General features: G+C 71.3%; 21 protein-coding genes and 1 tRNA gene. 15 read left to right on the top strand and 7 right to left on the bottom strand.

Features of this window, described 5'->3' with window-relative positions; all coding sequences use genetic code 11:
- The first annotated feature begins 453 nt into the window (after positions 1–453).
- From QF035_RS32950 to QF035_RS32930, 5 genes are all read left to right on the top strand, one after another.
- Positions 454–843, top strand: a complete 390-nt coding sequence (locus tag QF035_RS32950) for a hypothetical protein (protein WP_373466772.1) — start codon at positions 454–456, stop codon at positions 841–843.
- A gap of 377 nt (positions 844–1,220) precedes the next feature.
- Positions 1,221–2,450, top strand: coding sequence for a helix-turn-helix domain-containing protein (locus QF035_RS32945; RefSeq protein WP_307524043.1), 1,230 nt, complete (start codon positions 1,221–1,223; stop codon positions 2,448–2,450).
- A gap of 162 nt (positions 2,451–2,612) precedes the next feature.
- The gene (gene orn / locus QF035_RS32940; RefSeq protein ID WP_307524042.1) at positions 2,613–3,215 is read left to right on the top strand and encodes an oligoribonuclease; all 603 of its coding nucleotides are present in this window, start codon (positions 2,613–2,615) and stop codon (positions 3,213–3,215) included.
- Positions 3,216–3,309: 94 nt separating this feature from the next.
- Positions 3,310–3,382: transfer RNA gene (locus QF035_RS32935), tRNA-His, on the top strand.
- A gap of 143 nt (positions 3,383–3,525) precedes the next feature.
- Positions 3,526–4,287, top strand: a complete 762-nt coding sequence (locus tag QF035_RS32930; protein WP_307524041.1) for a hypothetical protein — start codon at positions 3,526–3,528, stop codon at positions 4,285–4,287.
- A 48-nt stretch (positions 4,288–4,335) separates the two neighbouring features.
- On the opposite strand, the gene QF035_RS32925 is transcribed toward QF035_RS32930, so the two are convergent.
- On the bottom strand, positions 4,336–5,391 hold the full coding sequence (locus QF035_RS32925) for a LacI family DNA-binding transcriptional regulator (RefSeq protein WP_307524040.1): 1,056 nt from the start codon (positions 5,389–5,391) through the stop codon (positions 4,336–4,338).
- Positions 5,392–5,930: 539 nt separating this feature from the next.
- Here QF035_RS32925 and QF035_RS32920 point away from each other — a divergent pair.
- The 4 genes from QF035_RS32920 (at position 5,931) to QF035_RS32905 (ending at position 10,735) form a co-directional block, all read left to right on the top strand.
- Positions 5,931–7,253, top strand: coding sequence for an ABC transporter substrate-binding protein (locus QF035_RS32920; protein WP_307524039.1), 1,323 nt, complete (start codon positions 5,931–5,933; stop codon positions 7,251–7,253).
- Positions 7,250–8,278 carry a carbohydrate ABC transporter permease gene (locus QF035_RS32915; protein ID WP_307524038.1) on the top strand — a complete coding sequence of 343 codons (1,029 nt, stop codon included), beginning with the start codon at positions 7,250–7,252 and terminating at the stop codon, positions 8,276–8,278. Before QF035_RS32920 ends, QF035_RS32915 begins: the two co-directional genes overlap by 4 nt.
- Positions 8,275–9,189 (top strand): carbohydrate ABC transporter permease, encoded by a 915-nt coding sequence (locus QF035_RS32910; protein ID WP_307524037.1) that lies wholly within the window; start codon positions 8,275–8,277, stop codon positions 9,187–9,189. The genes QF035_RS32915 and QF035_RS32910 overlap by 4 nt, the downstream gene beginning before the upstream one ends.
- Before the next feature lie 115 nt (positions 9,190–9,304).
- Positions 9,305–10,735, top strand: coding sequence for a GH1 family beta-glucosidase (locus QF035_RS32905; protein ID WP_307524036.1), 1,431 nt, complete (start codon positions 9,305–9,307; stop codon positions 10,733–10,735).
- 166 nt (positions 10,736–10,901) lie between these two features.
- On the opposite strand, the gene QF035_RS32900 is transcribed toward QF035_RS32905, so the two are convergent.
- From QF035_RS32900 to QF035_RS32890, 3 genes are all read right to left on the bottom strand, one after another.
- Positions 10,902–12,362 (bottom strand): glycoside hydrolase family 18 protein, encoded by a 1,461-nt coding sequence (locus QF035_RS32900; protein ID WP_307524035.1) that lies wholly within the window; start codon positions 12,360–12,362, stop codon positions 10,902–10,904.
- A 103-nt stretch (positions 12,363–12,465) separates the two neighbouring features.
- Positions 12,466–13,869 (bottom strand): sensor histidine kinase, encoded by a 1,404-nt coding sequence (locus tag QF035_RS32895; protein ID WP_307524034.1) that lies wholly within the window; start codon positions 13,867–13,869, stop codon positions 12,466–12,468.
- On the bottom strand, positions 13,866–14,579 hold the full coding sequence (locus QF035_RS32890; protein ID WP_307524033.1) for a response regulator transcription factor: 714 nt from the start codon (positions 14,577–14,579) through the stop codon (positions 13,866–13,868). The genes QF035_RS32895 and QF035_RS32890 overlap by 4 nt, the downstream gene beginning before the upstream one ends.
- Before the next feature lie 110 nt (positions 14,580–14,689).
- On the opposite strand from QF035_RS32890, the gene QF035_RS32885 reads away from it, so the two are divergent.
- Positions 14,690–15,241 carry a hypothetical protein gene (locus QF035_RS32885; RefSeq protein ID WP_307524032.1) on the top strand — a complete coding sequence of 184 codons (552 nt, stop codon included), beginning with the start codon at positions 14,690–14,692 and terminating at the stop codon, positions 15,239–15,241.
- Between the two features lie 131 nt (positions 15,242–15,372).
- Here QF035_RS32885 and QF035_RS32880 read toward each other — a convergent pair whose 3' ends face one another.
- Together QF035_RS32880 and QF035_RS32875 are read right to left on the bottom strand one after the other, a co-directional pair.
- Positions 15,373–16,263: a spermidine synthase gene (locus tag QF035_RS32880; RefSeq protein ID WP_373466771.1), complete on the bottom strand. Its 891-nt coding sequence runs from the start codon at positions 16,261–16,263 to the stop codon at positions 15,373–15,375.
- A 168-nt stretch (positions 16,264–16,431) separates the two neighbouring features.
- On the bottom strand, positions 16,432–16,800 hold the full coding sequence (locus QF035_RS32875) for a hypothetical protein (RefSeq protein WP_307531612.1): 369 nt from the start codon (positions 16,798–16,800) through the stop codon (positions 16,432–16,434).
- A gap of 276 nt (positions 16,801–17,076) precedes the next feature.
- On the opposite strand from QF035_RS32875, the gene QF035_RS32870 reads away from it, so the two are divergent.
- The gene (locus tag QF035_RS32870; RefSeq protein ID WP_307524031.1) at positions 17,077–18,561 is read left to right on the top strand and encodes a hypothetical protein; all 1,485 of its coding nucleotides are present in this window, start codon (positions 17,077–17,079) and stop codon (positions 18,559–18,561) included.
- A gap of 118 nt (positions 18,562–18,679) precedes the next feature.
- Here the strand turns inward: QF035_RS32870 and QF035_RS32865 are convergent, their stop codons facing one another.
- Positions 18,680–19,276: a histidine phosphatase family protein gene (locus QF035_RS32865; protein ID WP_307524030.1), complete on the bottom strand. Its 597-nt coding sequence runs from the start codon at positions 19,274–19,276 to the stop codon at positions 18,680–18,682.
- Between the two features lie 207 nt (positions 19,277–19,483).
- Here QF035_RS32865 and QF035_RS32860 point away from each other — a divergent pair, with 207 nt between their 5' ends.
- The 4 genes from QF035_RS32860 to QF035_RS32845 all read left to right on the top strand — a co-directional run bounded on the left by QF035_RS32860 (position 19,484) and on the right by QF035_RS32845 (position 24,686).
- Positions 19,484–20,479 carry a phosphatase PAP2 family protein gene (locus QF035_RS32860; RefSeq protein WP_307524029.1) on the top strand — a complete coding sequence of 332 codons (996 nt, stop codon included), beginning with the start codon at positions 19,484–19,486 and terminating at the stop codon, positions 20,477–20,479.
- Entirely contained in the window at positions 20,412–21,548 is a 1,137-nt protein-coding gene (locus tag QF035_RS32855; RefSeq protein WP_307531609.1) for a hypothetical protein, read from the top strand. Before QF035_RS32860 ends, QF035_RS32855 begins: the two co-directional genes overlap by 68 nt.
- Positions 21,549–21,678: 130 nt before the next feature.
- The gene (locus QF035_RS32850; RefSeq protein WP_307524028.1) at positions 21,679–23,355 is read left to right on the top strand and encodes a hypothetical protein; all 1,677 of its coding nucleotides are present in this window, start codon (positions 21,679–21,681) and stop codon (positions 23,353–23,355) included.
- The gene (locus QF035_RS32845; protein WP_307524027.1) at positions 23,352–24,686 is read left to right on the top strand and encodes an AAA domain-containing protein; all 1,335 of its coding nucleotides are present in this window, start codon (positions 23,352–23,354) and stop codon (positions 24,684–24,686) included. Before QF035_RS32850 ends, QF035_RS32845 begins: the two co-directional genes overlap by 4 nt.
- Positions 24,687–24,736: the final 50 nt, after the last annotated feature.

Genomic DNA, 24,736 nt, shown 5'->3' with positions numbered 1-24,736 from the left:
GATCCTCGTGGGTGGGACGACAGGTGCTACGGAGCTGTGTCCGGGAATCATCTTCCCAACCCCATACCCCCAAGGGTACGGCGGCACGCCTCCTCTGCCCAGATCCCGCTCTCGCCGCGGGAGGGTTCCAGGGAGCATGCACGAGAGAACGCCCGTAACGCAATGGTTGCTGCCCCGTACAGGCGGTTTGCACAGCGTTCACCCAGGCAGGAAGCCCCCGGGCAGGGGTTCTGGGTGCCAGGTGGCCTGGGGCGCCCTTTCAGAGCGCGGGGACGGGGGCGCCCCTTCAGGGGCGCGGGGAACTGCGCGACCAGCCCCCACGCACCCGCAGACAACGCACGGACCCCGACGCGGCATCCAGAGTTTCCCGGGGCACCCCCGGGATACTCCCCGTGACCGCCGGGTCGAACCCGCGTTGAACCCCTGTAAGCCACCGCCCCAGGGAGCCCCACCGTGTCCGGACAACCCTCGACCGCGCCCCAGCCCCCCTCCAGCTCCAGGACACCCGCCGCCCGCTCCGCCGCCACCCAGGACACGGTGAGCGACGTGGTCCGCTGGGCGGCCTTCAGCTGCGTCCTGGTTCCGGTCGTCCTCGTCGGGTACGGGACCTCTCTGGCGGGCGCCGCCGGCGCGGCCCTCGGTCTGGCCGCGGTGACGGGGGCATGCCGGGTGCTGCTGCGCCGGTCCGAGCGTGGCGCGGCACGGCTGCGCACGGAGGAGCCGGCACCGCAACGCGCGCCCCGCGTCGAGGACCCGGCGCCGCATCATGTGCCCCGCGGCAGGGTCGGCGCGGGAGCGCACCGGGGCGGTCGGCATGCCGGTGGAAATACGCCGGTTGACTGACCGGTTTCCGCGCACGAGCCCGTTGCTTTTCAGCCAACTTCTGGACACCGCGCACCCCTTGGCCGACCAGGCCCCCAACCCCCGTTCGACCTGCACTGAAAGGGTCCAGTAGGGTGCCCGCACCCTACTGGGACCGGCCACGCGGGCCAGGCGCACTTCCCTGTACGGCCCACGAGTGCAACGCTTCGTGATCGAATGCTTCACGCCAAGTTGCCATGTCGACAATCTGCCGAGTGCTGAACTGGCCACCTCGGCACCACGGGACACAGTAGATTCGATCTTGACGTCTTACGGCGGGGGACTCGTGCAGGACCGAGGGGAAACGTGCAGGAGCGACACAACCGAGGAGCCGCGACCACCGAGGGGGGCTTAGCAGTATGAGCCACGACTCCACTGCCGCGCCGGAAGCCGCGGCCCGGAAACTTTCCGGGCGACGCCGCAAGGAGATCGTCGCGGTGCTGCTGTTCAGCGGCGGCCCCATCTTCGAGAGTTCCATACCGCTTTCGGTGTTCGGGATTGACCGCCAGGACGCCGGCGTGCCGCGCTACCGACTACTGGTGTGCGCCGGCGAGGAAGGCCCACTGCGGACCACAGGAGGCCTGGAACTCACCGCGCCCAATGGGCTGGAGGCGATCTCCCGGGCAGGCACGGTCGTCGTGCCGGCCTGGCGGTCGATCACCTCACCGCCACCGGAGGAGGCGCTCGACGCACTGCGCCGGGCCCATGAGGAGGGTGCCCGCATAGTCGGGCTGTGCACCGGCGCCTTCGTACTCGCGGCGGCCGGACTGCTGGACGGCCGTCCCGCGACGACACACTGGATGTACGCGCCGACGCTGGCCAAGCGCTATCCGTCGGTGCACGTCGATCCCCGCGAGCTGTTCGTGGACGACGGCGACGTACTGACGTCGGCGGGCACGGCGGCCGGGATCGACCTCTGTCTGCACATAGTGCGGACGGACCACGGAAACGAAGCAGCCGGAGCACTGGCCCGCCGTCTGGTGGTCCCGCCCCGGCGCAGTGGCGGTCAGGAGCGCTATCTCGATCGGTCTTTACCAGAGGAGATCGGCGCCGACCCGCTCGCGGAGGTCGTCGCCTGGGCGCTGGAGCACCTCCACGAACAGTTCGACGTGGAGACGCTGGCGGCACGCGCGTACATGAGCAGGCGTACGTTCGACCGCCGGTTCCGCTCGCTCACCGGGAGCGCTCCCCTGCAGTGGCTGATCACGCAGCGGGTGCTCCAGGCGCAGCGGCTCCTGGAGACGTCCGACTACTCGGTGGACGAGGTGGCGGGCCGTTGCGGCTTCCGCTCCCCGGTGGCCCTGCGCGGCCATTTCCGCCGGCAGCTCGGCTCGTCCCCCGCCGCGTACCGGGCCGCGTACCGGGCCCGCCGTCCGCAGGGCGAGAAGCAGTCGGACTCGGGCGGTTCCGGCGCGCCGCCACCGCCACCGGTGCAGCAGGAGGCACCCGTGCCGCTGCAGACCCGGCGTACGGCGGCCGCGCACGCGGTCGGTCCGGCGACGTCGTCCCTCTCCACGGAGGGACGGGCCGGCGCGGAGATGTACGCGGGAGGCCGGGCGAGCCTGCCCGGGCAGCGGAGCGCGCCCTAGCCGCGGCCGTGTCATGGCGCTGCGCGCCGGCCCCGGACCCCTGTGGTCCGGGGCCGGCGCGGTTTTTGTCCGTCATCGGTACCGTCATCGGTACCGACATCGATGCCGACTGCCGAGGTCCCGGGCCTGCCCGGGCGCGAGAGCGGGCCGTAGGGTGAACCCATGAACGATCGCATGGTGTGGATCGACTGCGAGATGACCGGTCTCTCGCTGTCGGACGACGCGCTCATCGAGGTGGCCGCGCTGGTGACCGACTCTGAGCTGAACGTACTCGGCGAGGGGGTGGACATCGTGATCCGCCCGCCGGACGCCTCGCTGGAGACGATGCCGGACGTGGTGCGCCAGATGCACACGTCCTCCGGCCTCCTCTCCGAACTGGCCGGTGGCACGACCCTGGCGGACGCGGAGGAGCAGGTCCTCACCTATATCCGTGAGCACGTCAAGGAACCGGGCAAGGCCCCGCTGTGCGGGAACTCGGTCGGCACGGACCGCGGCTTCCTCCTCCGTGACATGGCGACCCTTGAGGAGTACCTCCACTACCGCATCGTGGACGTCTCCTCCGTCAAGGAGCTGGCGCGTCGCTGGTACCCCCGGGCGTACTTCAACAGCCCGGAGAAGAACGGCAACCACCGCGCGCTCGCCGACATCCGCGAATCCATCGCGGAGCTCCGCTACTACCGCGAGGCGATCTTCGTCCCGCAGCCCGGCCCCGACTCGGAGACGGCCCGCAGCATCGCCTCGAAGCACGTCCTACCTGCGGGATAACCCCCACCGAAACACGGGCGCGAGCACCCCTTCGGACCCTGTACACTTTTTCTCGGCCGGTCGGTGAACCACTCGGAGAACCAACCCGGTCATGGTGGGTGTAGCTCAGCTGGTAGAGCACCTGGTTGTGGTCCAGGATGCCGCGGGTTCAAGTCCCGTCACTCACCCTGAAGGTCCTGAGGGCCGGTCCGCGAAAGCGGACCGGCCCTCAGGCGTTTCCCGCACCACTCGGCACTACTCGGCCACCGGGCTGATCGGATTCCCCGGTGCTACTGGACTGCCCCTCCCGCACCCCGTCACAGTTACGAGCATGCTGGAGGCAGTCGTCGGAGTGGTCGGGGTCGTTGTCGGGGTGGCGGGGCTGGTCACGAGCTATGCCGGGCATCGGCACTCCGTGCGGGAGTCGGCGCGGGTGGCGGCCATGGCCCGGGAGGTCGAGGAGCGGGAGCGGGAGCTCGCGCTGGAGGCCGAGCGGCGGGCGGAGGTGGTGCAGGCATCCCTGGTGCAGGTGGTGATGAGGAGCCGGCCGTCGCCGCTGGCCGAGCAGTGGGTCGGCTGGAGTCTTCAGGCTACGAACGGGAGCGACCAGCCGGTCAGGGACGTCGCTCTGCACTACGACGGCCGGCCGCTCCCCACGACCCTCACCGGCGGACTGCTGCACGCCGGGGAGAGCGTCAGCGCCCTGCTGCCCACGAGCGACACGAGCCTCGGTCCCGCCCATCCCTCCCAACCCGCCCTCGGTGTCGTGCAGTTCACGGACGCGGCGGGAGTCCGGTGGCGGAGGTCGGCCACCGGAATGCTGGAACAGCGGTACGAGAACGGGAGTTGGGACGCCCGGCACCCGCGGGTGGCTCCGTTTCAACCGCCCGTGCAGACGGGGGCGTACGGCCGACCGACCCCTGCCGGACCTCCGGGCGCGGGCCCGGCACAACCACAGCCACAGTCACAGCCGCGACTGCGGACACGGCCGCGGCCCCGGTCCCGGAAGCCGCTGCCTCGGTCGGTGTCCGCCGCGATGGTGCTCGTCGGCGCGGGCCTGGTCGCCTGGGCGGTGTGGTCCCTCACCCGGTAGGGCGGCACCACCCGAGGATCTGCACGACCCGGGAAACCGTCCCCTCCCCTACGAAGACGCCCGCGCCACCAGTTCCGTGGGAAGAACCAGCTGTCGCCTCTCCAGCCCCCGGGACACCGCCGGGCGGCGGTCCGCGATCTCGTCGATCAGGAGGTCGAGCATCGCGCGGCCCATGTCCTCGATCGGCTGGCGCACGCTCGTCAGGGGCGGGTCCATGTGGCGGGCGATGGCCGAGTCGTCGTAGCCGACGAGGGCCACGTCGTCGGGTATGCGGCGGCCCGCCTCGCGCAGGACCTGGCGGGCGCCGGCCGCCATCACGTCGGAGCCGGCGAAGACCGCGTCCAGGGTCGGGCAGACGGCGAGCAGCTCCTTCATCGCCCGGCGGCCGCCCTCCTCCGTGAAGTCACCGGGGACGATGAGCCGGTCGTCGACCTCGCGCCCCGCCTCGCGCAGCGCCTCGCGGTAGCCGTCGACACGGCGCTGGGCACCGAACACGTCGAGGCGTCCCGCCAGGTGGGCTATGGTCTGCCGGCCCTGGGCGATCAGGTGTTCCACCGCGAAACGGCCGCCGCCGAAGTTGTCCGAGTCCACCGACGGCAGGGTCTCGTCGGCCGAGCGCCGGCCGCTGATCACCGCCGGGATCTCCAGCTGGGCCAGCAGGTCGGGCAGCGGGTCGTCCGCGTGGACCGAGACCAGCAGGACCCCGTCCACCCGGTGCGCCGCCAGGTACTGGGCCAGCCGGCGCCGCTCCCGGTCGCTGCCCGCGAAGATCAGCAGGAGCTGCAGCTCGGTGTCGGAGAGCGCCGCGCCCACTCCGCGCAGCATGTCGGAGAAGTACGGCTCGGCGAAGAAGCGGGTCTCGGGCTCGGGGACGACCAGGGCGATCGCGTCCGTACGGTTGGCGGCGAGGGCTCGGGCCGCCGTGTTGGGTACGTATCCCAGCTCCGCGACCGCCGCCTCGACGGCCGCGCGGGTGGCGTCGCTGACCCGCGGGGAGCCGTTGATCACGCGGGAGACCGTGCCGCGGCCCACACCGGCGCGCGCGGCGACCTCTTCGAGGGTCGGCCGTCCGCCGCTCCGGCTACGCGCTCCGTGGACTGCCATGGTCCGCCTCCCGTCCGGCACGGCTCTCACCGTGCTTGGCCTGGAATGTAACAGTCGTGATCGGCACCGGGCGCCCGGAGTCCGGGCCTCCGCGCTCCGGCCGTACTTCCCGGCACCCCGGCCCCCCCCCGGCCGGCACCCCGGTCGTACTCCCCCGGCACTCCGCCGCGAGCGCCACCCCAGAGCCGCGCCGCGTCCATGCCGCGTCCTGGACGCGCCCGCGACCCGTCCGCGGCGGAGCCACTCCGAGGCCGATCCGGCGCCTTCCCGAGGCCGTCCCGAAACCGTCGGAGACCTACTCTCCCGAACCCAACCTTCGTTAGCTAACAGCCCGATAACTGAAGACATATCTCTATGCCCTCTCCCTTGACACCCCCGCGCCGAGCGACGAACCTTCAACACATCACCTGTGGGAGCGCTCCCACAGTACCTGACACATACACATCCCGCACGTTCCCCGCCCGAGCCGCAGCGTGAACTAACGGGCCCAACAATGCAGTTGGCCGGGGGGTCGGCACGTCAGGCAACAGGAGGACGCAATGCGCACGAGTACCCGCGGGTCCCGCAGGCTGATGGCCCTCGCGGCCGTCGCCGCGCTGACGACGGGGCTGCTTGCCGGCTGCGCCGAGGACTCGGACGACGGCTCGTCGAACTCGGACGGCGGTAGCGGCGGTGGCAAGACCACGCTCACCATCGGCACCTTCGGTGTCTTCGGCTACAAGCAGGCCGGCCTCTACGACGAGTACATGAAGAAGAACCCGGACATCACCATCAAGGAGAACGTCACGACCCGTACCGACGTGTACTGGCCGAAGACGCTCACCCGTCTGCAGGCCGGTTCCGGTACCGACGACATCCAGGCGATCGAGATCGGCAACATCGCCGAGGCGGTGCAGACGCAGGCCGACAAGTTCGTCGACCTCGGCAAGGAGGTCGACAAGTCCCAGTGGCTGGACTGGAAGACGGCGCAGGCCACCACCAAGGACGGCAAGACCATCGGGCTCGGCACCGACATCGGCCCGATGGCGGTCTGCTACCGCAAGGACCTCTTCAAGGCGGCAGGTCTGGAGACGGACCGCACCAAGCTCGCCGAGCAGTGGAAGGGCGACTGGTCCAAGTACGTGGACGTCGGCAAGGAGTACATGAAGAAGGCGCCCAAGGGCACCAAGTTCGTTGACTCCGCCTCCTCGGTCTACAACGCGGCGCTCGGTGGCGAGAGCCAGCGCTACTACGACAAGGACGGCAACGTCATCTGGGACAAGTCCACAGGGGTGAAGAAGGCCTGGGACGCCTCGATGGAGGTGGCGACCAGTGACATGTCGGCGAAGCTGAAGCAGTTCGACAAGCCGTGGGACCAGGCCTTCGCCAACGCCAAGTTCGCGACGGTGGCCTGCCCCGCCTGGATGATCGGCTACATCCAGGAGAAGTCCGGTGACGCCGGCAAGGGCAAGTGGGACATCGCGGCGGCACCCACCGCGGCCAACTGGGGTGGTGCGTTCGTCGGTGTGCCCACGGCGGGCAAGCACCAGAAGGAGGCCATCGCCCTGGCGAAGTGGCTGACCGCTCCCGAGCAGCAGGCGAAGGTCTTCGCCAAGCAGGCGAGCTTCCCGTCGATCCCGGCTGCGTACCCGAGTCTGAAGCCGCAGGCCGCCACGACGGCGTTCTTCTCGAACGCGCCGATCACGCAGATCTTCTCCGACTCGGCGAAGACCATCCCGACGCAGATCTTCGGCGTCAAGGACCAGCCGATCGGCACCGCCATCACGGACATCGGCATCCTGCAGGTCGAGCAGAAGGGCAAGACCCCTGACCAGGGCTGGGACGCGGCCAACAAGGAGATCAAGGACGTGCTCGGCCAGTGACCAGCTCCAAGCAGGCTCTCGCGCAATCCGCGTCGAGCGCCGACGCCGCGCCCGGCTCCCAGCCGGGCGCGGCGCGCCGTGCTCACGGTCGCGGTACACCGCCCCCGGGCCCCGACTCCTGGCGCAGCCGGCTGTACCGCTGGGACATGAAGGCGTCGCCGTACGCGTTCATCGCCCCCTTCTTCATCTTCTTCGGCGCCTTCGGGCTCGTCCCGCTGCTGTATACGGCCTGGTACTCGCTGCACAACGTGCAGCTGTCCAACCTGGACCAGCAGACCTGGGTGGGCCTGGACAACTACAAGAACCTGATGTCCTCGGACTTCTTCTGGGGGGCGCTGCAGAACACCTTCACCATCGGTGTGATCTCGACCGTGCCGCAGCTGGTCATGGCGATCGGCATCGCGCACCTGCTCAACTACAAACTGCGCGGCTCGACCATGTGGCGGGTAGTGATGCTCACCCCGTACGCCACCTCGGTGGCGGCGGCGACCCTGGTGTTCGTGCTGCTGTACTCCTGGGACGGCGGCATGATCAACTGGCTGCTGGGCTTCGTCGGGGTCGACCCGGTCAACTGGCGTGAGTCCACCTGGGGTTCGCAGTTCGCCGTCTCCTCGATCGTGATCTGGCGGTGGACCGGCTACAACGCCCTGATCTACCTCGCGGCGATGCAGGCGATCCCCTCCGACCTGTACGAGTCGGCGGCCCTGGACGGCGCCGGCCGCTGGCAGCAGTTCCGCCATGTGACGATCCCGATGCTGCGGCCGACGATCCTGTTCACGGTGGTCGTCTCCACGATCGGCGCGACGCAGCTGTTCGGTGAGCCGCTCCTGTTCGGCGGGGCCAGCGGCTCCAAGGGCGGCTCCGAGCACCAGTACCAGACGCTCGGCCTGTACATGTACGACCAGGGCTGGATCATCGGCAACCTCGGCAAGGCGTCCGCGATCGCCTGGACGATGTTCCTGATCCTGCTGATCGTCGCCGCGGTCAACCTGCTGATCACCCGACGGCTGAGGAAGTCACAATGACCACACGTGAACTGACACCACCTCAGGTGAAGGATGCGGTGGAGAAGAGCGGCCCGGGCGGCACCGGGCGCCGCCGGCTGCTCGGCGCCGGCAAGCAACTGCACGCGGGGCCGGTCACGTATGTCGTCCTGGCCGTCTTCGCCCTCGTGTCGCTGGCGCCGCTGCTGTGGACGGTGGTCGCGGCCTCGCGCACCAACCAGCGGCTCGCCGAGACGCCACCGCCGCTGTGGATCGGCGGGAACCTGTTCAAGAACCTCGAGGCCGCGTGGAACGAGGCGGCCCTCGGCACCGCGATGCTCAACAGCACGATCGTCGCCGGGACCATCACCGTCGGTACGGTCCTGTTCTCCACGCTCGCCGGGTTCGCCTTCGCCAAGCTGCGGTTCAGGTTCTCCAGCCTTCTGCTGCTGCTGACCATCGGCACGATGATGATCCCGCCGCAACTGGCGGTCGTACCGCTGTACTTGTGGATGAGCGAGCTGGGCTGGTCCAACCAGCTGCAGACGGTCGTCCTGCCCACCCTGGTCAGCGCCTTCGGTACGTTCTTCATGCGGCAGTACCTGGTACAGGCGCTGCCCAGCGAGCTGATCGAGGCGGCGCGGGTCGACGGCGCGAGCAGTCTGCGCGTCGTGTGGCACGTCGTCTTCCCGGCGGCGCGGCCGGCGATGGCCGTGCTCGGGCTGCTGACGTTCGTGATGGCCTGGAACGACTTCCTGTGGCCGATCATCGCGCTCAACCAGCAGAACCCCACCGTGCAGGTGGCCCTCAACTCGCTCGGCACCGGCTACGTCCCCGACCAGGCGGTGATCATGGCGGGCGCGCTCCTCGGCACCCTGCCGCTGCTCATCGCCTTCCTGCTGTTCGGCAAGCAGATCGTGGGCGGGATCATGCAGGGCGCGATCAAGGGCTGACCCGCCGCGCCCGGACGAAGGGGCCGAGCCGCCGCTGCCTCGGCCCCTCCTTCTCCCCCCTCCGACCCCATATCCCCAGGTCTCCTACGACCTTTCCTCCCATGGGAGCGCTTCCATGCCTGAGCCCGCAACGCCCGTGACCTTCCCTCCCGCCTTTCTCTGGGGCGCGGCCACCTCCGCGTACCAGATCGAGGGGGCGGTGCGGGAGGACGGCCGTACGCCCTCGATCTGGGACACCTTCAGCCACACGCCCGGCAAGACGGCAGGCGGCGAGAACGGTGACATCGCCAACGACCACTACCACCTGTACCGCGACGACGTGGCCCTCATGGCGGAGCTCGGGCTGACCGCGTACCGCTTCTCCGTGTCGTGGTCCCGGGTGCAGCCGACGGGCCGCGGCCCCGCCGTCCAGCGCGGCCTGGACTTCTACCGCCGCCTGGTCGACGAGCTGCTCTCCCACGACATCAAGCCCGCGCTCACCCTCTACCACTGGGACCTCCCCCAGGAGCTGGAGGACGCGGGCGGCTGGCCCGAGCGCGACACCGCGCTGCGGTTCGCCGAGTACGCGCAGATCGTCGGCGAGGCGCTGGGCGACCGCGTCGAGCAGTGGATCACGCTCAACGAGCCCTGGTGCAGCGCGTTCCTGGGATACGGATCCGGGGTGCACGCCCCTGGCCGTACGGACCCGGAGGCGTCCCTGCGTGCCGCGCACCACCTCAACCTGGCGCACGGGCTCGGGACTTCGGCGCTGCGCACCGCGATGCCGGCCCGCAACAGCATCGCGGTGAGCCTCAACTCCTCGGTGGTCAGGCCCCGTTCGCAGGACCCGGCGGACCTGGTGGCGGTCCGGCGCATCGACGACCTGGCCAACGGCATCTTCCACGGCCCGATGCTGCACGGCGCGTACCCGGAGACCCTGCTGACCGCCACGTCGTCGGTCACGGACTGGTCGTACGTCCTGGACGGCGATCTCGCCCTGATCAACCAGCCGTTGGACGCGCTCGGCCTCAACTACTACACGCCGACGCTGGTCGGTGCCGCCGAGACCGCCACGGACGGCCCACGCGCGGACGGCCACGGGGCGAGCGACCACTCGCCGTGGCCGGGCGTGGACGACGTGATGTTCCATCAGACCCCGGGCGAGCGTACGGAGATGGGCTGGACCATCGACCCGACGGGCCTGCACGAGCTGATCATGCGCTACACGACGGAGGCCCCCGGGCTCCCCCTCTACATCACCGAGAACGGCGCCGCGTACGACGACAAGCCGGACCCGGACGGCCGCGTCCACGACCCGGAGCGCATCGCCTATCTCCACGGCCATCTGTCGGCCGTACGCCGGGCGATCACCGACGGCGCGGACGTCCGCGGCTACTACCTGTGGTCCCTGATGGACAACTTCGAGTGGGCGTACGGCTACGACAAGCGCTTCGGCGCGGTGTACGTGGACTACGCGACCCAGGCCCGTACACCGAAGTCGAGCGCCCTCTGGTACGGCGAGGCGGCGCGGACGGGGGCGCTTCCGTCGGCGAACACGACCGAATAACACCTCTCCCAGGGGGGACACGGCGGGCGGGGGACGGGGCGCGGCACTGTGAGGGGAGTGCCGCGCCCCTCCGCGAACCCCGGCCGGGTGGGGGGAAGGCCGGCCGGGGCGTGTGACCCCCGGGCGGAGATGGCTGCCTGGGCTTCCGACGGGGCTGCTCGTCGGGCTACTTGTAGGCGGCGAAGGCCTTCGAGAAGGCGTGGGGGTCCTGGAGGATCGAGCTGCAGGTCGCGTCGGCGGAGGGCTTGGTGCCGCCGGGGCACTGCTTGTCGCGGGTGGCGGACCACATGGAGAGCCAGCCGATCCCCTTCGCCTTGGCGAAGTCCACGAGCTGGGTGGCGTCGTCGACCTTGAAGATCTCCGTCACCACGTCGTTGACGCCGATCATCGGGGTGACGGCGACCGCCTTCCAGGCCGCGGACTCGGACAGGCCCAGAACTCCCTTGATCTGCGCCTGGGTCGCCGTCGCGGCCTGTTCGGCGTAGGTGCCCATGTCGCCGCTGTACGCCGGGCCGTAGTCCATCGCCATGATGTTGACCGTGTCGATGCCGACGCCGTTCGACTTGGCGTCGGCGAGCAGGTTCACGCCGTCCTGGGTGAGCCCCTCGGGCATGACGGGGAGGGTGAACGAGACGTCCAGGTCCGGGTGTTCGGCCTGGAGCGTGGCTATCGCCTTCGCCCGGCGCGTGTTCGCCGCCGTGTCGGGAAGCGCGCCGCCCTCGACGTCGAAGTCGACCTTCGTGAGCTTGTACGCGTCCACCACCTTCTCGTACGCCGCCGCGAGGGCGTCCGCCGACGAGCAGTTCAGGGCCAGTTCCGAGCCGGCCGCCCCGCCGAAGGAGACGCGGACGTCGCCGCCCTTGGCGCGCAGGGCGCCGATCTGCGCGGCGACCGCGTCGGTGCCGAGGTCCGTCACGCCGCCCCACTTGGGGGTGCAGCCGCCGCCGTCCGTGACGAAGGCGAGGTTGTAGTCCTTCACACCGGTGGCCGTCGCGGCGGCGACCAGGTCGAAGGCGGGGTAGAGGGAGGTGTCGACGTAGGGCGCGAAGCCGGCGGTGGCCGCCGTGCCGCCGTCGGTGGACTCGGAGGGCGAGGCGGTGGGACTCGCGGTCTGGGAGGGGGTGGCCGTGGGAGTCGCGGTGGGTTTCGGCGTCTCCGTCCCCGTCTCCGTCGGGCGGCCGGTCGGTTCCGGGGTCGCCCCGTCGTCGACCGAGCACTTGGCGTCGTCGATGAGACAGCCGGTGGGGGCGCCGGAGCCGTTCACCACGAAGCCGACCGTCACCGACTCGCCCTTGGCCAGCCCGTCCTTGTCCCAGGCGGGAGGCTTCACGGTGACGTGCCGGCCGCTCACGCTCGACTCGCCGTTCCACAGGGAGCTCAGCTTGGCCCCGGACGCCAGGTCGAACTCCAGCGTCCAGTCCGTCTTCGCAGCGCCGGTGTCGTTGGTGACGACGTACTGCGCGGTGTAGCCGGTCGACCAGTCGCTGGTCCTGGTGTACGCGGCGCCGACCCCGGCCGCCTGCGCCGTACCGGAGAACACGAGGGCTCCACCGCCGACCACGGCCGCGGCGACCACGCCTCCGATCGCCTTGTTCCTGCCACTGACCGTGCGCCGGTGCGTGCTCATCGCGTGCCTGCCTTCAAGGGGGGTGGGGTGCGGCAGCACGCTAGCGAGCCGGAAACGGGCAAACGGCCTGATCCGGACGGGGGTCGGGGATCTTAGGGTGCGCTTAAGGAAGGGATCGGGACCGGTTAAAGGTCGAGACCAATTTGGCCGATCGGCGTCGGCGCACCGAGCCCCGGTGACCTCGCCTCTCTGGCTCCCGGCCGTCGAGCTGGATCCAGATGCGGACCTCGGTCCCGCCCAGGACGGAGCGCCCGATCCGTACGTCCCCGCCCGTCGACTCCGCGAGCCGGCGCACGATGTCGAGCCCGAGCCCGGTCGAGCCGTCGCTGCCCGATCCGCCGCCCCGCGCCATCGCCGCCTCGGGGTCGGTGATGCCCGGGCCCGCGTCCGAGACGAGCACGATGACGGCGTCCTCGCCGTTGTGCACGTCGACCGCGAAGGCCGTGCCCTCTGACGTGTGCCGGAACACGTTCCCGAGCAGCGCGTCGAGCGAGGCCACCAGGTCTGCGCGGGCCACGGGTATCCGCACCGGCCGGTCGACCCCGGCCACCCGCACCTTGCGCCCCTCGTCCTCCGCGAGCGCCGACCAGAAGTCCATCCGTTCCCGGACGACCTCGGCCGCGTCGCACCCGGCACCCACGCCTATCGCCGCGGTCTGCGGCTTGGCGTCCCGGGCGGTCCGGATGATCGTGTCGACCTCACGCTCCAGCTGCGCGACGGCGGCCCGGGTCTGCTCGGCGGCGGGCCCGTCCCCCAGCGAGGCCGCGTTCAGCCGCAGCACGGTCAGCGGCGTACGCAGCCGGTGCGAGAGGTCGGCGGCCAACTCCCTTTCGTTCGCGAGCAGTTGGACGACCTGGTCGGCCATGGAGTTGAAGGCGACCGCCGCGAGCCGCAGTTCGGTCGGCCCCTCCTCGGGCACCCGGGCGCCCAGCTTCCCCTCCCCCAGCTCGTGCGCGCTCTCCACCAGTCGCCGGGCGGGCTTCACCATCCGTACGCCGAGCCGGTCGGCCACCGCGACCGAGCCGACGATGAGCGCGATGCCGACCCCGGCGAGCACGGCCCAGGCCGTGGCCACGCCGTTGGTGACGTCCGACTCCGGCACGTACACCTCGACGACGGCGATCTCGCCCGAGCTCAGCGCGACGGGCTGGAGCAGCGTTGAGCCGCCGGGGACCTCCGCGGTGGAGGCCCGGCCCAGCTTCCGGGTCGTGGCGATGTCCTTGCCGACGGCGCGCTGCCGGCCGAGGTCGACCGCCTCCACACCGTCGCTCGCGGGTATGTGGACGGCCATTCCCGCGTCCGAGCCCGCCGAGGCGACGACCATCTCCAGCTGGCGCCGGTCGGTGGTGATGGAGAGGGCGGGGGCGATGGCCGCGGCCTCCCGCTCGGCGTTCGAGAAGGCGCGGTCCCTTGCCATCTCCCTGATGACGAGCCCGAGCGGCACGGCGAAGGCCACCACGACCATGGTGGTGACGGCTACACAGACCTTGACGAGTGCCCATCTCATCGCGGCGGCTCCGCTCCCGACGGTCCCGGCGGCTCCAGCTTCACACCCACTCCACGAAGGGTGTGCAGATAGCGCGGGCGGGCCGCCGTCTCGCCCAGCTTCCGTCGCAGCCAGGACAGATGGACGTCGATGGTCTGGTCGTCCCCGTACGACTGCTGCCACACCTCGGCGAGCAGTTCCTTGCGGGCCACGACGACTCCGGGCCGCCCGGCGAGGAAGGCCAGCAGGTCGAACTCGCGCCGGGTCAGATCGAGTCGTACGCCGTCCAGCTCGGCCTGGCGGCGCAGCGGGTCGATGGACAGACCGCCGACGCGGATCTCCGGCGACGGCGGGGCCTCCCCGGCCGAGGACCGGGCGCGGCGCAGCACCGCCGCCATGCGTGCCGCCAGGTGCTCGACCGAGAACGGCTTGGTCAGGTAGTCGTCCGCGCCGTCGTTCAGCAGCCGCACGATCTCCGTCTCGTCGTCCCTCGCGGTCGCGACGATCACGGGCACGTCGGTGATGCCGCGCAGCATCTTCAGCGCCTCCGACCCGTCCAGGTCGGGCAGGCCGAGATCCAGGATCACGACGTCGAAACGGAAATGGGCGACCTCGCGCAGCGCCTCAAGTGCCGTACCGACACTGCGCACCGTGTGCGCGGCCTCGGTCAGATGCCGGATGAGGGCCGAGCGCACGAACTGGTCGTCCTCGACCACGAGCACACTTGCCATGGCCCGCACCGTACGCCATACGGGCTGGGCCGGTCCGGGGCCTGTGGATAACCGCCCGGGCACCACCGACAGGGGACATGTGTGGGGCGCGTGGGGCAGTATGGCCCGCGATGCTCAGAGGACTCGTACACGGCTTGGCTTGGTCGCTCGCCACGGGCGCGGCGGTCACGCTGTCGTGGTGGGGTGTCCACACGGTGATGGCGGGGACGGCGTACGACCCGCCGCGCGCGCTGCCGATCACGGCCGACGGGGCGACCGAGCAGGGTGCGAAGCCGCTCGCCTCCTCGACGAGTCGGCCCGAGTCCGGGCCCGGGCCGTCGAAGAGCCGCGAGCCGAGTGCGGGGCGTTCGGCCTCCGCCCCGGCTTCGTCCTCGCCGTCGCCCTCCGCCTCGTCCTCGCCCTCGAAGTCGGCGGGTGGCACTGCCGGCGCGGGTGCCTCGGGTGAGGTGAAGAGTTACGACACCGATGGGGGCCGGGTCGTGTTCGACCTCGGCAAGTCGTACGCGTCGTTGGTGTCCGCGACGCCCGCGTCCGGGTGGTCGATGCAGGTGTGGAAGACCGAGACGTGGATTCGGGTGGAGTTCTCGGCGGGGGCGGATCGGGTTTCGGTGTTCTGTACGTGGCATGACTCTGCGCCGCGGGTTTCTGTCAACGACTACTGAGCGCCGCGAGTGGTTTGGTTCGTGGGTTGACTGCGGGTGCGTTTGGGCTGGTCGCGCAGTTCCCCGCGCCCCTGAAAGACAAAGGCGGGCGCGCTACCGTCGCCCCGAGCCACAACAGTTGACTGGGTTTCCTACCGGAACACCGACGGCGGGGGTGCCGGGGACGCTACTGCTGAAGCGTCCGTCACCGGGGTTGCTCCGCCGGTGAAGTCCCTGAGCGACTTGCCGTGTTCGACTCTTGCCGGGTGGGGGTCGGAGGCGGCGCGGCGGGTCAGTTCGGGTACGGGGAGGGGGAGCGCCGAGGCGATCAGGACGGCGTTGCCGAAGCGTTTGCCTCGCAGGACCGTCGGGTCGGCGATGAGGGCGAGTTCGGGGAAGACACCGGCGGCGGTGGCGATCTGGCCGCGCAGATGCGCGAGGGGCGGGCCGTCGGCGAGGTTGGCGGCGTACAGGCCACCGGCGTTGACGACCCGGCGCACATCGGTGAGGAACTCGCCCGACGTCAGATGCGCGGGGGTCCGTGCCCCGCTGAACACGTCCGCGATGACCAGGTCCGCCCAGCCGTCGGGCACCTTGGCGAGCCCTTCGCGCGCGTCGACGGAACGTACCCGGATCCGGGCGTTCGGGTCCAACGGCAGTTCGCGGCGGACCAGTTGAACGAGCGCCGCGTCCCGTTCGACGACCTGCTGGGTGGAGCGGGGCCGGGTGGCGGCCACGTACCGGGCGAGGGTGAAGGCGCCACCGCCGAGGTGCACGACCTGTACGGGCTTACCGGGCGGGGCGACGAGATCGATGACGTGACCGAGCCGGCGCTGGTACTCGAAGCTCAGATACGAGGGGTCGTCGAGGTCGACGTGCGACTGCGGGGCCCCGTCGATGAGCAGCGTCCAGGCACGCCCCCGGTCCCGGTCGGGCATGAGCTCGGCAAGCCCCCCGTCCACACTCTCGACGACAGCCGAAGCAGCAACACGTCTGTCACCGCCCCGCTTGTCGTCCGCACGCTGCTTCCTAGCCCTCGCCATCCACCCATTATCGACGGCACCGCACAGTCCGGCTCAGCGACAGCAGACCCTTGTTCTTTTAGGGGCCCGGGGAACTGTGTTCTTTTAGGGGCGCGGGGAACTGCGCGACAAGACCCCGCGCACCCGCAGACGACAAGGACCCACGAGCCCCGAACCCCCCGCCCAACCTCAACGGCAGTTGTCCGCAGCCTCGATCAGACGAGCCGCCTCCCCCAACGCGGCCCGCAGCACCGCAGGATCCGTCGCCAGGTCCGCCTCCCCAGGAGGCAACAGCCAGTCCGACCCCTCCACAGGCGGCTCCGGCGCCGGCCGAAGCCCCCGCCCGTCGGTCTGCGTACACGTACTGCCCGGGACATCCCAGGCAGAAGCCGTCCCCGACGGCACCAGAAAGCCGAGCGTGTCGCAGCTGTCGTCGTGCAGGACGGGGCCGACGGCCTCCGCCGACGCACCGCGCCGCAGGATGTCGACCGCCTCCAGCCCCTGCCGAGCGGGGACGGTCACGAGATCACAAGGATCGACGCTCTGCCTGCTCTCCATCCTGGCCTCCACCACGGAACCCCTCCTCGATCGGGCACACCGCATGGTTCAACGCCGCTCGGCGTCAACGGCTACGGCGAAACTCGGCCGCAAAGGATGGCAGTTCATGGCAGATCAGGGATGAGATATCCGTTTTGTAGCCAAACCCCGCGTGGTGGGCTCATCACAGCGGGTACGTTCGTGCCCGCCGGAAACACAGGTGCGGCTCGGTCGACAACATGATCAACTCGCCCTGAATCCGGCATGGTTCGACGGTTCGTGAGAGAGGGCCCGGCCATGGCGTCGTCACCGATGACCTCGTCGTCCCAGTCACCTCGGCCGGCGCGGCCGAATCTCGCCTTCCGGCGGCTGCGCGGTCAGCGCTCGCCGGGCGAGTTCGCCGCAGCGGTGCGACGGGCCGCCCGGGAGATCGACGAGCAGGTCAGCTGCGACGCGCGCTACATCGGGCGGGTCGAAGCGGGAGAGATCCGGTGTCCCAACTACGCGTACGAGCGGGTGTTCCTGCACATGTTCCCCGGCCGGACGCTGACGGACCTGGGTTTCGTTCCCCGTTCGGCGGTACGCGGCCGGGGGGCGCGCACTTTCGAGGAGGCGCCCGACCCGCACACCACGAGCCCGATGTACGCCCCGCATGAGACGGACGGGGCGTACGAGCCGTATGACACCACGTACGGCACGCACGAACCGAACGACCGGTATGACCCGCACGAGATCGACGACCAGAACCACGAGGAGAGCGACGTGCAACGTCGCGCATTCATGAGCGGCGGTACCGCCACCGTGGCGGCCGCCTCACTGGGCCCCATAGGGCTCGCCTTCAGCGGTGCTGCCGCGGCCGCGGACCGTTCCGTGCGCCGGGCCGGCGAGGCCGAGGCGGGGGCACTGGAAGAGGCCGTACGCAAGATCCGGCTGCTGGACGACCGGCACGGCGCCGACGGGCTGTACCGCAGGGCGTCGACTCCGCTGCGGGCCGCGTACGCCCTGCTGGACGCGGGCGCCGCGCGGCAGGCGACCGCCGAGCGGCTGCACACGGGGGCCGGTGAACTGGCCATCTCCGTGGGCTGGCTGGCACACGACTCGGGGCGTTTCGAGGACGCGCGTTCGCACTACGCGGAGGCGCTCGCGACCGCCCGGGTGGCCGGGGACCCGGCTCTGGAGGCGCACGCCTTCTGCAACACGTCCTTCCTCGCGCGGGACGCGGGGCGGCCGCGCGAGGCGGTACGGGCTGCCCAGGCGGCCCAGTTCGCGGCGCGTCCGCTGGGCTCGGCGCGGCTCCTGTCGCTTCTCTCGCTGCGCGAGGCGGGCGGCTGGGCGGGGCTCGCCGACCGCAGGGGCTGCGAGCAGGCGCTGACCCGAGCGCAGGCGCTGTACGGGCGCGGCCCCTGTGACGCCGATCCGGAGTGGATGAGCTTCTACGGAGACGCCGAGTTGGCCGGTCTGGAGGCCCAGTGCTGGTCGACGCTGGGCGACTGGTCGCGGGCGGCCCATCAGGCGCGGCGCGCGACCCGGCTCCAGGACCCGCACTTCACCCGCAACCTCGCGCTCTACACGGCCGAGCTGGCCGACGACCTGGCCCGCGCCGGGCACCCCGACGAGGCGGCCGCGGCCGGACTGCGCGTCCTGGACCTGCTGGACGAGGTCCAGTCGTCCCGCGTGCAGACGATGCTGGCGGGGACGGCCCGGGTACTGCTGCCGCACCGCCGCGCGTCGGGGGTGTCGGACTTCCTGGAGCGACACGGGGCGCTGCCGCGGCCTGCCTGAGCCGTTGCGCTCCGCCGGGGCGCGTTGTGATCTGCCTGCGGGCCGGTGGGGGTTGATCGCGCAGTTCCCCGCGCCCCTGAAGGGGCGGCCCCCCTGGGGCGTGGGTACCGCAGTGGGACTACGCCGCCAGGTGACCGCAGTCGTTCCACGTCTCGATCGCGGGCTCTCCGTAGGCCCAGCCCAGGACCGAGAGGGACGTCGGGTTGAGGCGGATACGGGCCGCGAAATCGATGTCCAGGCCGAGCCAGCGGGCACCGATGGAGCGCAGGATGTGTCCGTGGGCGAAGACCAGTACGTCACGGTCGGCGGAGCGGGCCCACTCGACGATCTCGTCCGCGCGCGCGGAGACCTCGGCGAGGGTCTCTCCCCTGGGCACCCCGTCCCGCCAGATCAGCCAGTCGGGGCGGTCGGCCCGGATCTCGTCGGGGGTCATGCCCTCGTACGCGCCGTAGTCCCACTCCATGAGCGTGTCCCAGGGGGTCGCCCGGTCGCCGAACCCGGCGAGTTCGCAGGTCTCACGCGCGCGTGCCAGCGGACTCGTACGGATCTCCACCCCGGGCAGGCCGTTCAGCGGGGCCCTGTGCAGGCGCTCTCCGAGCAGTTTGGCACCGCGCCTGCCCTCCTCCAGGAGGGGGATGTCGGTCCGGCCGGTGTGCTTGCCGGACAACGACCATTCCGTCTGTCCGTGCCGGGCCAGAAGGAAACGCGGTGCCATGGAAGGGGCCTTTCGGGGAAGATCGAGCGGTGAACCGCAGGCGAACGAGGGGTGGATCACTCCATCATCGCTCACTCACAGGTTGAGCAACCCGCTGGGCGATCTCTGCGTCTATGACGACCAGGGGGCGCGGCCACGGGGGACGCGCGCAGAACGTAAATTGGGCCAGGTCATTGCGGCCGGGGAAGCAGAAGGGGGAGGGATCGGATGTTGCGGACCGATGCACCGAGCACCGAGGCGGCACCACGTTCCCGCCTCCGCTGGTGGACCGAGCTGCCACTGATCCTGCTGGTGTACGGGGCGTACTCGGCGGGCCGGCTCCTCGCGCGCGGGGACGTGACCAGCGCCGTCGACCACGGTCTGGCGATCCTGCGCGTCGAGAAGTTCTTCTTCCTCAACGCCGAGCACCCGCTGAACCGTCTCTTCACACGCGAGCCCTGGATCGGCATACCGGCCGACTTCTGGTACGCGTCGCTGCACTACATGGTCACGCCGGCCGTCCTGGTCTGGCTCTTCCGCTCGCGTGCCGTGCGCTACAGAGCGGCCAGGACCTGGCTGATGACGTCCACGTTCATCGGTCTGATCGGCTTCACGCTGCTGCCGACCTGCCCGCCGCGGCTGCTGTCCGCGAGCCACGGGTTCGTCGACACGATGGCCCAGTACAGCGACTACGGCTGGTGGGGCGGCGAGGCGAGCGCACCACGCGGGCTCGGCGGCATGACGAACCAGTACGCGGCGATGCCGAGCCTGCACTGCGGCTGGGCGCTGTGGTGCGGTGTGATGCTCTGGATGTACGGCGGCACGCGGCTCACCAAGGTCGCGGGGGTCCTGTACCCGTTGATCACCACGATCGTGGTGATGGGCACCGCCAACCACTACTTCCTCGACGCGGTCGCGGGCTTCGTCGTGATGGGGATCGGGTTCCTGCTGACCCGGCCGGTGCTGCGGCTCGCGGACACGCTCCGGGCGCGGCTCGGGATCCGGCCCTTCGCACCCGCCTCCGGGGGTTCCACAGGCGCCTCGCACGGCGCAGGTTCCTCAATTGTCAGTGCGGGGTGCCAGACTTCGGCGGGTGAGCGAATTCCCCGACAGCGCAAGGTCCCAGCCATCCCGGGTACTGCCGAGCCGGGAGCCCCTGCGGGAGCAGAACCGGGAGCGAGTCCCCCCGGCGCGGAGGACGGGGCTCCGGCAGCGGCTCGCTGAGCTGCGCGGCCCCGCGGTCCCGCCGCAGCCGCTCGACGCACGCGCCCTCGCGGCACTCGCCGCGAACCCGGGGTGCAAGCGGCGCGCGATCCTCGACGGGGCAGGGGTGAACAAGGCCGCACTGGCGAGCGCGCTCGGCTCGCCGTCGGCCTTCGGCCAGTCGCAGTTCGCGTTCATGCGGGGCAACGCCTTCGAGGCGCGGGTCAAGGCCGACGGCGGCGCCGAGCTGCTGCGGCTGGTGCACGAGAAGCTGGACGCGGGGGCCGTACCGCCCACGGCCGGCGCCGTTCCCGACCTGTCCGCCGTGGGCCCCGAGGGACGCACGGCGCGTACGGCCCTGGCGCTGCGCGAGGCCACCGAGGCAGGCGTCTGGACGCTGCTCGACCACCCCCTGCTCGCCCTGGACGTCGCGGGCTCCCCCGCCTTCCTGGAGCCGGACGCGGTGGTCGTGCACCCCGACGGGAGCTGGACCGTCGTGGAGATCAAGTCCTTCCCGATGCTGGACGGTTCGGCGGACGCGGCGAAGGTGGGCGCGGCCGCCCGCCAGGCCGCGGTGTACGTCTTGGCCCTGGAACGGGTCGCGGCCCGGCTGGCCGCCACACCCGAAGTCCGGCACACGGTGCTGCTGGTCTGCCCGAAGGACTTCTCCAACCTCCCCACCGCGTCCGCCGTCGACGTCCGCAAACAGCGCTCGGTCACCCGCCGCCAACTGGACCGCCTCACCCGCATCGAGGACATCGCCGACCTGCTCCCCGAGGGCACGTGCTTCTCCCCCGATCTCCCCACCGCCGACCTGACGGCCGCGGTGGAATCGGTCCCGGCGACCTACGCCCCCGAGTGCCTCTCCGCCTGCGAACTCGCCTTCCACTGCCGCGACCACTCCCGAGCGGAGGGCGCGGTGACCTCACTCGGCCGCTCCCTCCGCGCCGAGTTGGGCGGCCTGACGACGATCACCGACGTCCTCTCAGCAGCCCACGGCAAGTCCGGCGACCCGACCGACCCAGCGGTCGCGGCCCTATGCAGAGCGGCCCAACTACGAGCCGAGGCACTGGGACACACGACGTGCTGAGCCCCTTCACCCCCAGCCCCGAGAGGGGCGCGGGGAACCGCGCGACAAGCCCCCACCGCCCCGCACCCAAAACACAACCCCCACACACCAAACCGCACCACTCGGCGAGCCCCTCCCAGGAGGCAGCCCCATGTCCCTGATCACCACCCTCGCCCGCCTGGAAGCCGTGGACACCGGCCGAGCCCAACCCCTGGCCACCACCAACCACCGCCACCTCTCCCCGCACCCCCTCGTCTTCGTCCCGCTCACCACCGCAGGAGAAGCCGGGGCCCCGCTAGGGGCACTGGTCGGCACGGACCGCGAAACCCCCCGCCTGCTCGTCGTCCCCCAGCCCCGCGACCGCGACCTCCGCTTCGCGTTCCTCGCCGAGCTGGCGGACATCGTCCTGCCGTACATCGACGCGTACGCCGCGGACGTCGAGGCGGCCGAGCGCAACGAGACCGACCCGGAGACCGGCAAGCGGGTCAAGGTGGAGGTCGAACTGTGCGCGGACGCCCCGCAGTTGATCGTCCCGAGCCGCTCGGGCATCGACTTCGTACGGCTGCTCGGCCGCTCCATGCGCTTCCGCCGCACCGCCGAGCAGGACCCGGAGACACCGCACCCGGCGCCCCCGCGCGTACCGCTGCTCGGCCGGTGGCTGACGCACTACGGCGAGCGTTCCCGCGTACCCGGCTCCTCGCTCCTCCTCGCACTCACCGACGTCCTGTCCCGGCACTGGGCGACCGGGCAGTCCAGCCTGGAGGACCAGCACCTCGGCGCGCTGCTCGCCTGGATCGACCCGCCGGACGGCGAGTCCGGCGCAGAGGCCGCTCTGCGGGCCGAGCTGCGGCGGGACGGCAAGGGACAGCTCCTCTGCCCGCCGGCCGGACCCGCCACCGACCCGGCGTTCGACAACAAACTGCTCGCCCCCGCCATCGAGCGCTACGACCGCGCGCGTACGGCACTCGCGGCCGCCGAGGACGGCATCGAGGCGGACGACCGCCTCGGTGAACTCACCGCCGCCGAGCGGCAGATCCGCGACCTCGTGGAGAGCCGCACCCGCCCCACCTGGGACGCGGTGTGGCGCGGCCTCGACCTGCTGCGCGCCCTGCCCGAGGGCGCCCACACGGCCGACCGGTGGACCCGGGACCGCTGGTCGTTCACCGGCCACCGGGACCGGGTCCTGGCGGGCGAGCCCCCGCAGCCGCGCCGCGACGACGCGGTCACGGCGGCGAACAAACTCGCCACGCGCGAGCGCGAACAGGCCCGTCTGGAGGCCCAGGAGGCCCTCGACGACCCGCTCGTCATGGCCGGCCGGCGGCTCGCGGGCGAGGCCTTCGCGGGCGAGGTCACGGATGTCGTGATGGCGTACAGCGAGGGCAAGCGGCCGAGCCCGCGCCCCCTCGTGACCGTCCGCACGGACGACCGGCCGCACTTCGGCGAGCGCGCCAAGGTCTACCGCTCGCTCGGCGGAAAGCCGCAGGCGGCGGAGTTCGTCGAGTACGCCCGGCACGAGGGCGACGGCACCTCCGATGCCCACAGCCACCCCGACCAGAGCGACGACCCCACCCATGCCCTCGGCTCCCTGGTCGTGCTGCGTGTGGTCGACAAGATGGGCCGCGGCAAGGAACCCGAGACCGGATCCGTACCGGAGAAGGGCGATCTCGTCTGCTTCACGCTCTTCGAGCACGAGCAGCGGGGCGGTGCGAAGCTGCCCGACCCGGAGGAGACGCCGTGGACGCACGGCGGGCCGCCCGGCGAGACCGATGCCGCCGCCCCGCGACTCGAGGTGCAGCCCGACGCCGTGACCGAAGAGGACGTCCTGTGACCACCGTGTTCGATCCGGGCGCCGAGGCCGCCCACGCCACCGACGCGATCCTGCGCGACACCCTGCACGGGACGTCCCGCGGTGTCGTGGTCGACTCCCCGCCCGGCGCCGGCAAGTCCACGCTCGTCGTACGGGCCGCGCTCGAACTGGCCGACGCGGGACGCCCGTTGATGGTCATCGCGCAGACGAACGCGCAGGTCGACGACCTGGTGCTGCGGCTCGCCGAGAAGAACCCCGAGCTGCCCGTCGGCCGACTGCACAGCAGCGACGCGGACCCGTACGACAAGGCGCTCGACGACCTGCGACACGTCCGCAAGTCGTCGAAGGCCGGGGACCTGGCCGGGCTCGACGTCGTCATCTCGACGGCCGCGAAGTGGGCGCACGTCAAGGGCGTCGAACCGTGGCGGCACGCGATCGTCGACGAGGCGTACCAGATGCGGTCGGACGCGCTGCTGGCCGTGGCCGGGCTGTTCGAGCGGGCGCTCTTCGTGGGCGACCCGGGCCAGCTGGACCCGTTCGCGATCGTCGGCAGCGAGCAGTGGGCCGGGCTGTCGTACGACCCCTCGGCCTCCGCCGTCACGACGCTCCTCGCCCACAACCCGGAGCTGCCGCAGCACCGCCTCCCCGTCTCCTGGCGGCTTCCGGCGTCGGCCGCGCCGCTGGTCTCGGACGCGTTCTACCCCTTCACTCCGTTCCGCAGTGGCACCGGGCACGGCGACCGCCACCTCGCCTTCGCCGTCCCGTCGGACGGTTCGGGCCCCGACCGGGTCATCGACGAGGCGGCCGAATCGGGCTGGGGCCTGCTGGAACTGCCCGCCCGGAACACCCCGCGCACGGACCCGGAGGCGATCCGGGCGCTGGCCCAGGTCGTACGCCGGCTCCTGGACCGGGGCGGCGCGGCGACCTCGGAGCGATCCCCCGACCCGGCCCCGCTGACGGCCGACCGCATCGCCGTCGGCACCGCGCACCGCGATCAGGCGGCGGCCGTCCGCTCGGCCCTGGCGGAGCTGGGCGTCACGGACGTGACCGTGGACACCGCGAACCGTCTCCAGGGCCGCGAGTACGACGTGACGGTCGTCCTGCACCCGCTGTCGGGCCGCCCCGACGCGACGGCCTTCCACCTCGAAACGGGCCGCCTGTGCGTCCTGGCCTCCCGCCACCGCCATGCCTGCATCGTCGTCTGCCGCGCCGGCGTCACCGACCTCCTCGACGACCACCCGTCCACGGAGCCGGTCCAGCTCGGCGTCACGGTGAAGTTCCCGGACGGCTGGGAGGCGAACCACGCGGTGCTCTCCCATCTGGCGGAGCACCGGGTCTCGTGGGAGTCGTGAGGGAGCGCGAAGGGTAGGAGAGAGCGTGCATCAGGGCCGGTCAGCCGCGC

The sequence above is a fragment of the Streptomyces umbrinus genome, assembly GCF_030817415.1.
GTDB lineage: Bacteria > Actinomycetota > Actinomycetes > Streptomycetales > Streptomycetaceae > Streptomyces > Streptomyces umbrinus_A.
This window is presented reverse-complemented; position numbering and strand designations above follow the sequence as displayed.